Source organism: Aquiflexum sp. (genome assembly GCF_041749095.1).
Lineage (GTDB): Bacteria > Bacteroidota > Bacteroidia > Cytophagales > Cyclobacteriaceae > Aquiflexum.
Map to the genome: position 1 here is coordinate 1 of NZ_JBGTCA010000112.1, position 15,945 is coordinate 15,945.

Here is a 15,945-nt window from a genome sequence, read left to right on the forward strand (position 1 = left end):
GGAAAATGAAAATCGGATTGATAATCAATATCGCCAAAGCCCTGATGATAGCCAGGTTCAAACAGACTGCCATTGCTGCTGTAGGTGTGGTCTTCAGTATCACCATGTTTGTGGCTTTATTGGGATTTATGAACGGCCTCAACCAGTTATTGGATGGGTTGATTTTGAACCGGACGCCGCATATCAGATTTTATAACGAGGTCAAGCCCAGTCCGAATCAGCCCATCGATAGCGATGGTAGATTTTCTGATTTTTATAACATCATCCGTTCCATAAAACCTGCAGCGAGCCGACAAAATATCCATAACAATGAGGCAATCATAAAAACCTTAAAGGAGGATCCCAGGGTGCTTGGTGTTGCTCCGAAAATTTCGGCCCAGGTTTTTTATAATGTCGGAACCATTGATATCACCGGAGTGATCAATGGGATCGATGTGGAGGAAGAAAACAGGTTGTTTGCATTTGAAGATTATGTGAACGCAGGAAATTTTATTGATTTGAAAAACACAGCTAACAGTATCATTTTGGGCAAAGGAGCTGCGGATAGGATGATGGCCGAAATCGGAGATGTAATCCAGGCTACCACTGCTCAGGGCAATAGAATTCAACTTAAAGTAGTCGGATACTATCAGTCAGGATTGGGTGATCTGGATAATGTACAGAGCTATGCCTCTATCAATACCACCCAGAAAATGCTCGGAGAACCGGCATCCTATGTTACCGACATACAGGTGAAGCTGAACGATTTTGACAAAGCCCCGGCCATGGCCAGGGAATACAGCGGAATCTTTGGAATAGACGCAGATGATATTCAGACGGTTAATGCACAGTTTGAAACAGGTACCAAGATCAGAACTATGATCAGTTATGCTGTGGGTATCACACTTTTGGTTGTTTCGGGTTTTGGGATTTACAATATCCTCAATATGATGATCTATGAAAAAATGGACACCATAGCCATTCTAAAAGCCATAGGATTTTCGGGTGGTGATGTCAACAGGATATTTATCACCATTGCCCTGACCATTGGAATTATTGGTGGAGCTATAGGTCTGGTTTTGGGTTTTGTTGCCGGATTGGGTATTGAGCGTATTCCTTTTGAAACCGAAGCGCTACCCACGGTCAAAACATTCCCGGTTGACTTCAATCCCAAATATTATATCATTGGAGGCGTGTTCAGCCTGATTACCACCTATCTCGCTGGTTATTTTCCGGCCAGAAAAGCCAGTGGGGTAGATCCTGTTGAGATTATTAGGGGGAAATAAAATTTGAGACATGAAATGTGAGACATAAGACATGAGACAAAAGAAGCGAGAGGCGGGGTTGGGTAACCTTTGAGGTTTTTTTTAACCTCGAAGGTTTTTGCCTAAGGAGAAGCTAGAGGAAAGATGCGAGAAACGAGAAACGAGATGCGAGAAACGAGATACAAGAAGCAAGAACAAAAAACGAAATTGGTTAACCTTTCCGGTTTTTTTCTGACCTCGAAGATTTTTGCCTGCTATATAATTCCAAAAGTTGGCAAACTATCTCCTCAAATTAACGACAAACCAGTCCGACCGATGTCATGTGGGCAGGTAGTCCCGCATCCAAAAAAATAAAACAACCAGTTCAACACCCACTTATGAAAGGAAAACCCGTTCTTGAAGCCAAAGGAGTAAACAAATATTTCTACAGCCCTGAAAAAACACGGGTGCTAAAGGATGTGGGATTTCAGGTGACAAGAGGGGAATTTGTATCTGTAATGGGCAAATCAGGATGTGGTAAGTCCACCTTATTGTACATACTGTCCACAATGGATACCGATTATGAAGGAAAGCTTTGGATAGACGAAGAACCTGCCACCGGAAAATCCGCCAATTATTTATCCAGGATCAGAAATGAAAAAATCGGCTTTGTGTTTCAGTTTCACTACCTGCTCAATGAATTTTCTGTTATGGAAAATGTCATGATTCCCGGGCTTAAATTGAATCAGAAGTCAAGACAGGAACTTGAACATATTGCGATGGAAAAGCTGAAGATTTTTGATATGCAGGACCATGCTCTCAAAAAAGCTAACCAATTATCAGGCGGTCAAAAACAAAGGGTCGCTATAGCAAGGGCGCTGATGAATGATCCTTTGATCATCATGGGAGATGAACCAACAGGCAATTTGGATAAAAAAAACTCAGACATTGTATTCAATATTTTTAAAGACCTTGCAGCAGAATTCCATCAGACCATGTTGATCGTAACCCATGATCCTGAATTTGCAGAGGGTACGGACAGAATTATCGAAATGGAGGATGGTTATATCATCAGCCCATAACCTAAAAAAGAGTTCAAATTTTATTTAGTTATGAAAAACCTGATTTATCAATTTTCCTTTATCCTGTTGTTGTTTTCCTGTACCGAAAAGCAAAACCCGGATCCAGGTCCAACAGAACTTTATTTCCCACCTGTGACAGGTAATACTTGGGAAAGTATTTCTCCCACTTCCTTGGGTTGGAATACATCTGAACTGGGAAATCTCATGACCTTATTGGAGGATAACGGAACCCGTGCTTTTATTATCCTTAAAGATGGGAAAATAGTCGTGGAGGAATATTTTGGTACCCGCCTTGCAGTTAGCCAGCCATTTGATCAAAATGCGCTTTGGTATTGGGCTTCTGCAGGAAAAACACTGACTTCAACTTTGATTGGTATAGCACAGGAGGAAGGAAAATTGAACATCCAAAATCCAAGTTCGGATTATCTAGGCAAAGGCTGGACTTCATTGACAGAATCCCAAGAGAATAGAATCAGGGTTTGGCATCAGTTGACCATGACCTCGGGCCTGGATGATGGCGTGGGTAACAGGGATGATTTTTCTTCGGAAAATCTCAAATATCTTGCTGAACCTGGCTCACGATGGGCTTACCATAACGCACCCTATACCCTATTGGATAAGGTCATAGAGGGAAGCACAGGTATATCATTCCCCCAGTATTTCAATGATAGATTGGCATCAAAAATCGGAATGACAGGTTCATGGCAAAGGATTGATTTTAACAATGTATATTTTAGCAATGCCAGGTCAATGGCAAGATTTGGGCTCTTGATTTTGGCCAATGGTGATTGGGATGGGGATATGGTCATCAAGGATATGGGATATTTGCAACAAATGCTCAGGATGTCGCAGAATTTGAATCAAGGATATGGGTATCTTTGGTGGCTAAATGATTCGGATTCGTTTATGATACCGCAGGTTCAGGTTCAATTGCCGGGTTCTTATGCTCCTAAAGCCCCTTCAGACATGGTCTGTGGATTGGGCAGGGATGGTCAATATGTCTGTGTCATTCCTTCTCAAAATCTGGTTTTGGTAAGGATGGGTTCCTATCCTGATAATGCTTTGGTTCCTATCACTTTTTTGAATGACATCTGGCAAAGTCTTCGAAATATCATGCCTTCTGCATAAGACTTCGGTCAATGGTTTGTATCTTCGTGAATAAACCTAAATAATGATTTTATGGTCAAAAAAACAGATTACAGCTTATTCGATGATGTTTGTGGTTTTGTGGATGAAGCGGCAGAACATCTGGATTTACATCCTGGATTATTGGATCAGATCAAGGAATGTAACAGCATTTATAAATTTAATTTCCCACTCAGAAATAATGATGGGAGTTATGAAATCTTTACAGGTTATAGAATTCAACATTCACATCACAAACTCCCGGTCAAAGGAGGGATAAGATTCAGCGAACAAGTAGATGAAGAGGAAGTAAAAGGACTGGCAGCATTGATGACCTACAAATGTGCCTTGGTAAATATACCCTATGGAGGTGCTAAAGGAGGAATCAGGTTAGATCCTTTGAAATACGATGAAAACCAACTGGAAAGGATCACCAGACGATATACTGCAGAGCTGATCAAGAAAAACTTCATTGGTCCTGCCATTGACGTTCCTGCACCTGATTATGGAACAGGCGCCAGGGAAATGGCCTGGATCGTGGATACTTTCGAAGCCTTTAACCCTGAGTTGATCAACGCCAAAGGCTGTGTCACCGGTAAACCACTATCCCAACATGGAATAGATGGGAGAACTGAAGCGACCGGACAGGGGGTTTTTTACGGGATCAGAGAGGCGGTCAATGTGGAAGAGGATATGCAGGCACTTGGTCTTACAAAAGGGCTAAGAGGTAAGAAAATCATTGTTCAAGGTCTCGGAAATGTAGGGTATTATTCAGCCAAATACCTCAGTGAGGCAGGGGCGAGAGTTATTGGAGTAGCAGAATGGAACGGTGGCATTTGGGATGAAACAGGAATAAATATCGAAGACCTGAAAAGTTATCAGAATGAAAATAAAAGTTACAAGGGATATCCACATGGAAAGTTTATAGAAAACAGTGGAGAAATGCTGACCTATGAATGCGATATTTTAATTCCTGCTGCATTGGAAAATCAAATTACTGTGGAAAATGCCGATCAGATCAAGGCCAAAATTATTGGAGAGGCTGCCAATGGTCCGGTGACCCAGGAAGCAGAGAAGATCTTGCTGGAAAAAGGGGTGGTAATTATTCCTGATATGTACCTCAATGCAGGAGGTGTAACGGTCTCCTACTTCGAATGGTTGAAAAACCTTTCCAGGGTATCCTTTGGAAAACTGGAAAAGCGTTATGATATGGAAAAATACAGGAAACTCCTGGGAACCATTGAAAACGCCACCGGTGAAGAATTTACCCAAGAAGAAAGAGATTTACTGATAAAAGGCGCTTCGGAAAGAGATCTGGTTCTATCAGGCTTGGAAGAAACCATGGTGACGGCTTATCATGACATGAATAATATGCGCAAGGAAAAGAAAATACAAAGCCTCAGAACAGCAGGTTTTATATTAGCCTTGAAAAGAATTGCCATCAGTTATCTTGACTTGGGAATTTTCCCGTGATATAAGTGGTTGAACAACAAAATAGACCCTCCAAGATTCAATGAATTTAATTGAATCTTGGAGGGTTTTTGTAAAAATAAGTTTTGAATGTTGACAAAAAGAATAATCCCCTGCCTGGACATCAAAGAAGGCAGGACAGTGAAAGGAGTGAATTTTATAGACTTGAGGGATGCAGGTGACCCTGTAGAGCTGGCAAAAATTTATTCTGACGAGGGGGCTGATGAACTTGTGTTTTTGGATATCACCGCGACAGTTGACAAACGGAAAACCCTGGCAGAACTGGTTGGTAAAGTGGCAAGAACGATCAATATCCCATTTACAGTGGGTGGGGGTATTTCTACCATTGAGGATGTCAAAGTTTTGCTCAATGCAGGTGCCGACAAAATATCCATCAATTCAGCGGCTGTAAAAAACCCGTCCATTATCAATGAAATGGCAAAGGAATTTGGTTCGCAGTGTGTGGTCGTGGCCATTGATACCCGAAATTTGGATGGGATTGATTTTGTCCATACCCATGGAGGCAGAAATCCGACCCTCTTAAACACCCAATCATGGGCCAAAGAAGTCTGCGATAGAGGCGCAGGGGAGATACTGCTGACATCTATGGACCATGACGGTACCAAGGCAGGTTTTGCCAATGATATCACCGCTGAGATTTCTTCCATGCTTACCATTCCTGTTATAGCCTCCGGTGGCGCAGGAAATATGGAACATTTCAAAGATGTGTTTACCTTTGGCAAGGCAGATGCAGCATTGGCCGCTAGTATTTTCCATTTCAAAGAAATCCCTATTCATGATTTAAAAACCTATTTGGAGTTTGAAGGGGTTTTTGTGAGGAAATGATTTGGAAATATACTTCATGAAATAAATAGAAATATAGTCCCTGAAATAAATAGAAATATGCCTTCGGCGAAATATACAAAGTGATATAAATTGAAATATGCCTAAGACGAAATATACAAAGTGATATAAATAGAAATATAGTCCCTGAAATAAATAGAAATATGCCTACGGCGAAATAACCAGAATGAAATAAATAGAAATATGCCTTAGGCGATATAAATAGAAATACACAGAAATTAGATCCGTTTAAGCCATATTTCCATTTTATATCCACAATATTTCGATCATATTTCAACAATATTTCTTCAAGGATCTCCAGTTCGGTTTTAATCATATTTCAACGATATTTCTATTCTATATCAATTCTTTTTCAATGATATTTCAACTGTATTCCAAATCGCTTATATTCTCGAAATCTTAGTTTAGCGGCAATTTCCACCATATTTCAATTTTATATCTACTATATTTCCATCCTATTTCCAATTCCACTTAGTTCAAGGTAGATTAATCGAAGAGCTTAAAGAATAGTAATGAACAACTTAAAAATAGATTTTGAAAAAGTAAACGGGCTGGTACCTGCAATCATTCAGGATGTGGATACCAATGTGGTACTGATGCTGGGATATATGAATCAGGAGGCATTGGATAAGACTTTGGAAACCAAACAGGTGACTTTTTTCAGTAGGACCAAACAGCGTCTGTGGACAAAAGGAGAGACATCAGGTAACTTTATGTTGGTGCAGGATATCACCGTTGATTGTGACAATGATACTCTGCTGATCAAAGCCAAGCCAATTGGCCCGGTATGTCATACTGGTGATGATACCTGCTTTGGAGATACCAATCACTCCAAAACCATGTTCATCGACCACCTAAGAAGCATTATCAAAGACCGTAAAAACAATCCCTCTGATCAATCTTACACCGCATCACTTTTTGCCAAAGGAATCAATAAAATCGCCCAAAAAGTAGGGGAGGAGGCTGTGGAGATTGTCATTGAAGCTAAGGATGACAATAAAGACCTTTTTATGGGTGAAGCGGCGGATCTGCTTTTTCATTACCTCGTTTTGCTCGAAGCCAAAGGGTATGAATTGGATGAAGTAATGGATGTACTGATTGAAAGACATAAAAAATAAACTACCAATCCCAGGCCACAATACTCCAGTTTTCGCCTGATGGATCGGTAAATTGATGGATTTCTTCGAAACCGATCCTTGTATGGGCACGGATAGACCGTGGGTTTCGGGTGGATATTTCTGTTATGGCAAAATCAAATTTATCCTTGAAAGTCTCACGGTATGTATGGTAGATTTTGTCAAAAACCCCCAATCCCCTGTGTTTTTCCCCAACACAAACCTGCCCTACAACAATATAATTAAATTCAGATACCTTTTTTCCCCGTAATTCAATCTGGTCAAAAACCTCAAACATAGGGATCAGTTCAGGAATATCTTCTTTACAATCAGACGTCATTGCAAGTGTAAATGCCACGACTTTTCCATCATCCTTGCAGATTACCTGTGGTTCAAAAGACTGCATTTTTGTCAATTTCGTTAGGTCATGTCTGACAAATACAAACCCATTATCTATGGCACCAATGGTACTGAGATGGTTTTGCTGCTGAAGGTCAAGGATGCCCTGAAGATCTTCTGCTGTTTTTGCGGTTTGGAAAGAAAGTAACTCCATTTATTGATATTTATTTAGAAGCATAAAAATAATTACCCATTTCAATATATTTTCATGGATCAATAAAATGATGCTTTATCCTGCGGATTTTCATCTTCCGTCTTCGGTCTTCGGTCTTCCGTCCTCAATCCAAAGAAAAGGTATCAATAGAAATAAAGCACTTTACAAAAATACTTTTGTAAACTCCCTTAACATCTTTTCACAATATATAATTTTTCCCCGGGCAACGTCTGTTTAAATTTTCAGGTTCCAACTTTTGAAAACCACACAATCATTTGGAAGAGCAGGAAATCATAGCAGGTTGCAGAAAGAACAACCCGATTGCACAGAGACACCTCTTTGACAGGCATTACAGACGCAGCTACCATGTGGTCATGAGATACCTGTCCAACCACCACGATACCGAAGATGTGCTTTCTATCTCTTTTACCAGGATTTTCAAAAATATATGCCAGTTTGAAAGCAGGGGAGAGGGAAGTTTCCAAAAATGGATAAACACCATCTTTATCAATGAATCCATTCGTTTTCTGAAAGCCAAAAAGGAACTGATGTTTCAGGAAGATGAAGAATTATTGATCCTGAATATCCCAATTGTTGACCACTCCGACCTCTTGGATGTAGAGGAGGTCCAACAGGTTTTGGATATGATGCCGAAGGGATACAGAACGGTTTTCAATCTGTTCGCCATCGAAGGCTATTCTCATAAGGAGATAGGTGAAATGCTGCACATCAATGAAAATACATCCAAATCACAACTTAGCAAAGCAAGAAATTACATGGTCCAAAAATTAAAAAAAAAGTATAGCCATGAACAATACTGAAATAGACGAAATCATCATAAAAGGACTGAAGGAGTCGGAAATGAGAAATGAAATCTTTGTCAATCAAGCCAAACCAAGGGTCTGGGATGCCATTGGTAAGCCCAAAAACAGGAAAACAGTGAATTGGTGGTTTGTTTCAGCTATGGCAGCAGCGATTTCTTTCTTCTTCGTTTCAACTTTCCTTTTCCTGAAATTGGAATCCCAAAAAAAGGAACTCATTGCGCTGAAAACCTTTGTGAGCAATGAAATTTCATCAAAAGGATCAACCTTTGAAATGGTTCTCCCTTTAGAAAAACCAATTATTGACAAGAAACCCTCGGCCATTCAGGAATCCATCTTAATTGCAAAAAGTGAAAAAACCATTTCGCAGATTAGGAACCCTGAGAGAGAGATGGATGAAGGTATTGAAACTTCCGAGCCCATATTTTCGGAATCAAATTTAACATTGATGATTGTACCCAATCTGGAAATTGGTATCCCCGAAATGTTTCTTCAGGAAATGAATCCCCTAGTGGTTCAAATACCTGAATTGATTGAAGAAACAAAACCAAAATCAAAAAAACAGGCGAAACTAAGATTGAAATTCGGTTATGGAAGTAAAGACCATGACTATCAGAACACTTATGCACTTAACATCAAATTATAGAAAACTAAACCAACTTATTTTATGAAAACTACCATGCACTTAATCCTGACAGCATTTTGCCTTTTCTATATCAACACTGTATTTGCCCAGTCTACCAAAATCCCCAGAGACACGGTTTTCTTCAAAGGGACTGAACACATGAATATGCTGATCCTGACTACAGATTATCACAACCTGACAAAAGAAAATCGCCTTCAGCTTATTTTGAATGATTTTCATGACAGGTTGATTCAAATCAAAGGGAGTATTCCTGAAAATCCCTATATCATTGAATACCGATATCAGGAACAACTTGATATTCTCCAAAGCGATAAAATCAAAAGCTATTCCCTTTCGGAAGGAAAAGGACTGACCGAAAATTTCCGGAACCAGGCCATTATCACCGACTCTAACAGCAGTTATCTTGTAAATATCGGCTTCAATGATGTTAGAGTATTGATAAATACTGACCTTACTGCGATGCTGTCAGAAATCATCGGGGAACTTCCGGAAAAGGATAGGCATCTGAAATACCTGGAATTTCGACCTGACAATCAAAGCGGTAAAGTCAAATTGATGGAAAACAGATCGTCAGGTTACCTCGATATGTTGAGTTTGCAGGCAGGAATTGGTGCCAATGTTTACAGAAGCAGGTTTTTGACAGATATCACCGGGGAAATCGGCCTGCAACTCAACCATAAGGGGATTTTAAGAAATCAGTTCTATGTTTCCAACAACCTGATGTTTGCATTTGATGCTGAAAATGCCGCAATAATCAACAATTTTACCAGCATAGGATACAGAAGAAACCTTTCCAATGAAAGAGAAAAGCCCAATTGGCTGGGAGTGGAATTCGGTACCGTGACCAAAAGAAGCGGGGATATCTTTCAGGCTAACACTATGAGACTGGGTGTCAATTGGAATGTTGGGAAATACATTAGCATATCCCCGCAGCTTTACTTCAATGGATTTTTTCAACAGGTCAGTCCTGGATTCAGGATAGGGATTGGGTTATAGAGTAATTAACCCAATACCTTATAAAATTGCAGAGAGCTTTGACTTATCATCCGGTATTCCAAAATTGTGGTTATAGAAAATTACTCCTTTCTCATCAAACCATATTCAGCCAGATCCCAATAGATAAATTCACCTTTTCCTAAATTTAACTGATCGGCTATTTTTTTAAACTCTTCTTTTTGGTATTTATAAGCTCCAATATTAAGGCTCAGTTTGAGCTTTTCGGGATCCATATCCAAAATCTGCTTGTATTCCCAATTTTTATCACCTTTTCCATATGGAGCCAAAAACTCCAAAGCTTCTTTTAGGCCACCTCCATGCTCATTTTTATATTCCCACAGATCCCTGCCCAGGTACTCACTTGCTTTTGCAAAATACAGCATGGCTTCGAGGTTCATGGTGCTGTAATCCCAGGTCCTGGTTCTTCCCAATTCTTCAGGCTGCCCCCCATCTTTGGCGATCATCCGGTCCATGATAATTGGAATTCCCATTTGCACCAAGCTGTCCGCTTGTTCCACCTGACCGGAATAAATCATCATGGGAATCAACTGGGCAAAATACCAGGTTGAATGATTATTTCCATGAACTGCCTCTTCCTTGCCATGTTTGCTGTTGATCAACCAATTGCCATAGGATCGAAACCATTCCTCCATATACTCACCGTAGGATGGTTGCCAATGACTGGAAGTAGAAAGCATGGAGATCAAATCCGGTAAAATCACAAAATTTCTGGTATCAATTATACCTGAGCGCCTGCCTTCGGTAATCCCGGGAATTCCTTGACCATAATTCAGGTTGGGGTTCATCCGGGTCTTCGGATCCAAAAACCAGGTGTGCATAAGGGTTATGGCTTGGGCTCCGTATTTTTCCTGTTCTGTAAAATAATAGGCCATGGTCAACACTTCCAAGGCATCCATCAATGCTTCAAGGGCCCAAGGATCCTGGTATTCATTAATTTCAGGATTCGCCTGACCGTCCTTTCTGATATAGGGAAGCCCGTCCTCAGTATCAGGGTTAGGCCACCAATAGGTACCCATACTGATATAATCATGCTTATCGCCACTGGGAGGAATCTGTGATTTTTTCACCACAGAAAACGGCCCTTCCGTTAACTTTTTATCAGCCCGATCCATCAATTGCCTTAATCCAACAGGAAAAGCTTTATCCTTATTGGAAATTAATTTTTGCTTTATACCGATTAGCACATCCGCTTCAAGGATAATAAGGTGGCCTAATTCCTTATCTTGAGAAATCGCCAAAAAAGGAGCAAAAAAGACGGATAATACAACAAATACTCTTTTTGAAATAGTATTTAACCTTATTTTCCACCTAAGTAAAATATTTATAATGAATGAAAAAACGAATTTTTTACCCATGCATCATATATTATTGATAATTAAAGGAAAAAATAAAAACGGATTTCCGAAAGGAAATCCGTTTATGGTCTATTTTTTACCTCGGGTAGTCATGACCAAACCGATGACCAGCAGGATGACGCTAATAATCACAGGTGTCCAATTGGCTGTGCTGACCGCAATATCCATACCCAAAAAGCTAAAGCTTTCTGAATCTTGCATGGCCTGAATTCCAAAAACTACGGTGCCAATGGCTCCTAAAATCAATAATACTATTCCAGCTATTTTCATGGTGGGGGTTATTTTGTTTGGCCATTAATTTAAAACAAAATTTTGACAATGTGATTTAAATTTAGTTTTTGACAATAATTCCCTTTTTACGGCAGCTTCCAATAATAAATATCCATATCTTAAACTTGACCGCCGGCGAACAAAAACGTCCAACAAAGGATCATCCAGAAAGTGGGAAAGCCCAAATGCACAATATTTTGCCCCATTTGGATTGGTATGTGATTTGGCACAGGAGAAGATAAGACCAAACAAGCCCATACCATGTTAAAAAACTATATACTTATCGCTTTCAGAAATCTGATGAAATACAAATCCTTTTCTGCCATTAACATCATGGGAATGGGGATCAGTTTGGCCTCTTTTATCCTGATTACGGTCTTTGTTATCGACGAAATGAAATTTGACCGCTATCATCCGGAAGGAGATCAGGTTTTTAGATTGTATTCCCTGATGTCTTCGCCTGAATCGGGTGAAAGATATTCATCGATGGTTCAGCCGGTGCTTGCGACCAAGCTCCGGGAAGAATTTCCGGAAGTGGAACAGACCGCCAGAATCCTAGGTACCATTACAGAGAAGCAGGTACAGGTTGATGAAAAAATTTTCAGCGAACCCCGCGGTGCTTACGGTGAAGGCGGGTTGTTCGGGATTTTGGCAGTTCAAATAATTGAGGGTGATCCTGCTGACATTCTCAAAAAGTCCAATACCGTTGCTCTTTCCCAAAGTCTTTCCACCAAATATTTCGGTAACAGAAATGCCGTAGGGCAGACCATCAAAATTGAGAACATAGACCATGAAGTAACGCATATCTATCAGGACTTTCCTGAGCACTCCCATGCCCAACTTGATTTTTTGGTTTCACTCAATAGTCTGCCATGGTTGGAAGAAAGGATCAATTCCTGGACCTGGCATCAGATGTACACTTACTTTAAAGTAGTGGAAGGGACAAACGTGCCCGAGCTGGAATCCAAATTCAATGCTTATGTGAAGCAGGAAACCGACAAATTTCAGGAACCTTCCAACTCCAAGCCTTTTTTCCAGAACCTGCAGGACATCTACCTGGAATCATCGCATTTTCAATATGACCATGCCAGGATTGGCAATAAGGATACCATTTATATCCTGATGGCAGCAGCGGTCATGATCCTGTTGATTTCCTGTTTCAATTTTATCAATCTTTCCACGGCAAGGGCAGTCAAAAGAATGAAAGAAGTGGGCGTACGAAAGGTAATCGGCGCTCAGACCCTTCAGCTTAAAACCCAGTTTTTGATTGAATCCTGTACATTTGCATTTTTCGGGTTGGTGGTTGCATTGTTGATTTCCTGGATTTCACTTCCATACCTTGCGGAGCTTACGGGCAAGAATTTAAGGCTGCCCATTACAATTGAATCAATACTTGTTTTGTTGGGTTTCGGCCTATTATTGGGTATGATATCGGGCAGTTACCCTGCATTTATGCTTTCGTCCTTTAAACCCGCTGCGGTTATTTCGGGTGCAAATAAAGGAGGTCATGCTTTTTTCCGTCAATCCCTTGTGGTTTTTCAATTCGTCCTTTCATTCTTATTAATTATCGGAGCTTGGGTGGTCATAGACCAGAATAACCTCTTAAGCAATAAGAATCTTGGCTTTGACAAAGACACTTTGTTGGTGGTGTATGGGAGAGGAGTGCAAACCACACAATTGGATGTTATCAAAAATGAAGTGCTCAGCATCACAGGAGTACAGAATGCTACTTGGGGATATGGCTTGCCCGGTGATATGTTTGCCACTGATGGAGTACTGAATCCGGCAGGTGAACGGCTGAGTACAAAACTGTTTATGGTGGACTATGATTATATTAGGACGATGGGAATGGAATTGGTGGCCGGAAGGGATTTTTCTGTGGATTTTGGGACAGACCGTGCGAATGCTTTTATTGTAAATGAAACTGCCGCCCGCAATTTTGGAATGGGCAATCCCGAAGAGGCCATTGGCAGCCGGTTAAGCTGGGAACGCTGGGATGGAGATTCCACCAAGCACGGAGAGGTGATCGGCGTAGTAAGGGATTTCCACACAGGAAGCTTAAAAGAGAAAATCACCCCACTGGTCATGCAGATTGAACCCAATTTTTATTATACACTTACTGTAAAACTCAATACCGCAAACATTCAGGAACAAATGAGTTCCATAGAAAGAATATTCAAGGAACAGGTGCCTGATAGGCTGTTTTCCTACAGTTTTATGGATCAGAATTTTGAGAAAATGTATGTGTCAGAACAGAAGCTTTCAAAACTACTGGGCTTGTTTGCCGGACTTACCATACTGGTAGCCTGTATGGGTTTGTTCGGATTGGTAGAATACCACGTTCACCAAAGGGCAAAGGAAATATCCATCAGGAAAGTTTTCGGGGCCGATATAGGTTCCATACTGCTCAAGCTTACCCGTCAATATTTTATTTTGGTGTTGATCTCCTTTGTACTGGCCACACCATTAGTATGGTACGGAGCCAATAAATGGCTGCAGAATTTTGCCTATCACGTGGAGATTACCCCATTAATCTTTATCAAAGCAGCTATCCTTATCGGAGTGATCACTTTGTTTACAATCAGTTTCCAGTCCATAAAAGCCGCCCTCCGGAACCCGGCCAGCATTCTAAAGGGAGAGTGAAATCAGTGTCATATAAAAAAGGGATTGATAAGCAGATCAATCCCTTTTTTTCGTCAGAAGGGAATAGTGGGATTAGTTGAGAGAATGATGATTTTTTACTTTCATTGCAAAATTTTAGTTTGTCGGACCGAGTAATGTTTTTGAAACCAAGATTTAAGCGTACTACTCTGAGCGCTTCAACCGTTAGGAGTTAATTTTCCTTTGTAAATATTCTTTCACCGTTAGGTCTCTTCACGATCATCTGATTCTTTGCAGCATGAAATTCAAAAACAACTCCTGGTGCGATTTCGAATTTATCCTGCGCAATTGCTTCGAGAGGTGCTGCGGATTGACCGTGTGGTTGAATGAAAAGGGTAGACCCGTTTCGGGTGACTGTAAATATCATTGGCGCTCCCTCAATTGTATAAATGCCAACATATTTATCCAGGATCTCAGGGCTGACATATATGGATTCAAACTCAGGAATCTGGAACGGCTGATTGAAATAAATATCTGTTATGTCTTTCATAATATCGGCCACCGGATGAACCTTTGCATTCGTAGTATAAGCTATCGCCAGTTTTTCTTCCGGTAAGTAAGCCAGCCAGGCTCCATAGTTGTCTCCCCCTCCGGTGTGGCCATAGAAGGTCTTGCCCGCAAACTGAAAGGATTCCATTCCCATCCCTTCTCCATCCCTCATCGTTTTCATCAGCGTAACACTTTGCTGAGATATCAGTTTTAAACCAAACAGTGTCTCGATGAATGTGCACATTTCAAATGGAGTAGATATAATCGAACCGGCACCAAAAAGGATGCTTGGATGCATTTCGATATGCTGTTTCCAACTGCCTCCGAGATAAGAATAGGTTAGACTTTCGTTTTGGCTTACATCAATATTTCCTGTTGCGAGGTATGTATTCCTGAGTCCAATTTTTGAGCTGATTCTTTCCTTTAGTTCTTCTTCGTAGGTTTTATTGGTTAACTTTTCAATGATAAGACCTAATAGAAAATAGCCGGAGTTGCTGTATAAATGATCTGTGTCCGGCTCGAAATCCGGGGTGCCTTTAGCGATAAGGGCCAACATTTCTTCTTTCGTTATTGGAATCGTTCTAAGTGGGGATTTGCTGACTCCCTGCAAATCCTGCTCGCGCCTTATGTTAGAGATACCGCTCCGATGTTGGAGTATATGCCCGATGGTGATTTTTCCGGCGTTAGGGATCTGAGGGAAGAAATTACTGAGTGGATCAGTGAGCTTTAATCTTCCTTCCTCGTTAAGTTGAAGAATCATTACAGCGGTATACATTTTGGTGACCGAAGCTATCCGGTATCTGCTTGCCTCCGTCAGTGGATTCTTTACAGTTTCGCTGATCAGTCCATAGCCGATGGACCGGGAGTAAATAGCATTTCCTTCCGTGGAAATGACAAGTGTGCCCATCGCCTTATTTTTTTCTGCGAGCCGGTCAAAATATTTGTCCAGCGTGGCTTTGTCATAAATCTGGGCATTGCCTTTGACAAGCATCGTCAGTGACAATAAAGACACAAATAATAATTTAAGGAGCATAGTGAGTTGTTTTAATTTTGTTTTTAAAAGTACTTTGTATTTCAAAGTAAAAAAATATTACTTAGAAACACAATTATTTTTTGTTATTTATTATTGAAGCTGTTGTCTATTAAAGATTAGGGAACCCGGGCCATTTGTGGAATGGAGGAAATCCAAAAGAAATCCAAGAATCAGGGCAACTGATTGAACCTATATGTTTTTTGATATGACTAACCTAAGGG

Annotated in this window: 14 protein-coding genes; 10 read left to right on the forward strand and 4 right to left on the reverse strand. The window is 40.6% G+C overall.

Annotated elements, in window-relative coordinates; genetic code table 11:
- Positions 1-5 precede the first annotated feature (5 nt).
- The 6 genes from ACEW8O_RS06020 (at position 6) to hisIE (ending at position 6,882) form a co-directional block, all read left to right on the forward strand.
- A complete protein-coding gene (locus ACEW8O_RS06020) occupies positions 6-1,265 on the forward strand; it encodes an ABC transporter permease (RefSeq protein WP_373493744.1) in 1,260 nt (419 codons plus the stop codon).
- A gap of 356 nt (positions 1,266-1,621) precedes the next feature.
- Positions 1,622-2,305 carry an ABC transporter ATP-binding protein gene (locus ACEW8O_RS06025; RefSeq protein ID WP_373493720.1) on the forward strand — a complete coding sequence of 228 codons (684 nt, stop codon included), beginning with the start codon at positions 1,622-1,624 and terminating at the stop codon, positions 2,303-2,305.
- 30 nt (positions 2,306-2,335) lie between these two features.
- The gene (locus ACEW8O_RS06030; protein ID WP_373493721.1) at positions 2,336-3,433 is read left to right on the forward strand and encodes a serine hydrolase domain-containing protein; all 1,098 of its coding nucleotides are present in this window, start codon (positions 2,336-2,338) and stop codon (positions 3,431-3,433) included.
- Positions 3,434-3,484: 51 nt separating this feature from the next.
- On the forward strand, positions 3,485-4,903 hold the full coding sequence (locus ACEW8O_RS06035) for a Glu/Leu/Phe/Val dehydrogenase (RefSeq protein ID WP_373493722.1): 1,419 nt from the start codon (positions 3,485-3,487) through the stop codon (positions 4,901-4,903).
- 87 nt (positions 4,904-4,990) lie between these two features.
- A complete protein-coding gene (hisF, locus tag ACEW8O_RS06040) occupies positions 4,991-5,746 on the forward strand; it encodes an imidazole glycerol phosphate synthase subunit HisF (RefSeq protein ID WP_373493723.1) in 756 nt (251 codons plus the stop codon).
- Positions 5,747-6,276: 530 nt separating this feature from the next.
- Positions 6,277-6,882 (forward strand): bifunctional phosphoribosyl-AMP cyclohydrolase/phosphoribosyl-ATP diphosphatase HisIE, encoded by a 606-nt coding sequence (hisIE, locus tag ACEW8O_RS06045; protein ID WP_373493724.1) that lies wholly within the window; start codon positions 6,277-6,279, stop codon positions 6,880-6,882.
- 1 nt (position 6,883) lies between these two features.
- Here the strand turns inward: hisIE and ACEW8O_RS06050 are convergent, their stop codons facing one another.
- A complete protein-coding gene (locus ACEW8O_RS06050; protein WP_373493725.1) occupies positions 6,884-7,432 on the reverse strand; it encodes a GNAT family N-acetyltransferase in 549 nt (182 codons plus the stop codon).
- Positions 7,433-7,707: 275 nt separating this feature from the next.
- On the opposite strand from ACEW8O_RS06050, the gene ACEW8O_RS06055 reads away from it, so the two are divergent.
- The 3 genes from ACEW8O_RS06055 to ACEW8O_RS06065 are packed head-to-tail and all read left to right on the forward strand — an operon-like array spanning position 7,708 to position 9,895.
- Positions 7,708-8,253: an RNA polymerase sigma factor gene (locus tag ACEW8O_RS06055; protein WP_373493726.1), complete on the forward strand. Its 546-nt coding sequence runs from the start codon at positions 7,708-7,710 to the stop codon at positions 8,251-8,253.
- Positions 8,240-8,899 carry a hypothetical protein gene (locus ACEW8O_RS06060; protein WP_373493727.1) on the forward strand — a complete coding sequence of 220 codons (660 nt, stop codon included), beginning with the start codon at positions 8,240-8,242 and terminating at the stop codon, positions 8,897-8,899. The genes ACEW8O_RS06055 and ACEW8O_RS06060 overlap by 14 nt, the downstream gene beginning before the upstream one ends.
- A 21-nt stretch (positions 8,900-8,920) precedes the next feature.
- Positions 8,921-9,895, forward strand: a complete 975-nt coding sequence (locus tag ACEW8O_RS06065) for a hypothetical protein (protein WP_373493728.1) — start codon at positions 8,921-8,923, stop codon at positions 9,893-9,895.
- Positions 9,896-9,975: 80 nt separating this feature from the next.
- Here the strand turns inward: ACEW8O_RS06065 and ACEW8O_RS06070 are convergent, their stop codons facing one another.
- Together ACEW8O_RS06070 and ACEW8O_RS06075 are read right to left on the reverse strand one after the other, a co-directional pair.
- Positions 9,976-11,271 (reverse strand): alginate lyase family protein, encoded by a 1,296-nt coding sequence (locus ACEW8O_RS06070; protein WP_373493729.1) that lies wholly within the window; start codon positions 11,269-11,271, stop codon positions 9,976-9,978.
- Between the two features lie 69 nt (positions 11,272-11,340).
- On the reverse strand, positions 11,341-11,541 hold the full coding sequence (locus ACEW8O_RS06075) for a hypothetical protein (RefSeq protein WP_373493730.1): 201 nt from the start codon (positions 11,539-11,541) through the stop codon (positions 11,341-11,343).
- Between the two features lie 261 nt (positions 11,542-11,802).
- On the opposite strand from ACEW8O_RS06075, the gene ACEW8O_RS06080 reads away from it, so the two are divergent.
- Positions 11,803-14,184, forward strand: a complete 2,382-nt coding sequence (locus tag ACEW8O_RS06080) for an FtsX-like permease family protein (protein WP_373493731.1) — start codon at positions 11,803-11,805, stop codon at positions 14,182-14,184.
- 190 nt (positions 14,185-14,374) lie between these two features.
- On the opposite strand, the gene ACEW8O_RS06085 is transcribed toward ACEW8O_RS06080, so the two are convergent.
- The gene (locus ACEW8O_RS06085) at positions 14,375-15,724 is read right to left on the reverse strand and encodes a serine hydrolase domain-containing protein (protein ID WP_373493732.1); all 1,350 of its coding nucleotides are present in this window, start codon (positions 15,722-15,724) and stop codon (positions 14,375-14,377) included.
- Positions 15,725-15,945: the final 221 nt, after the last annotated feature.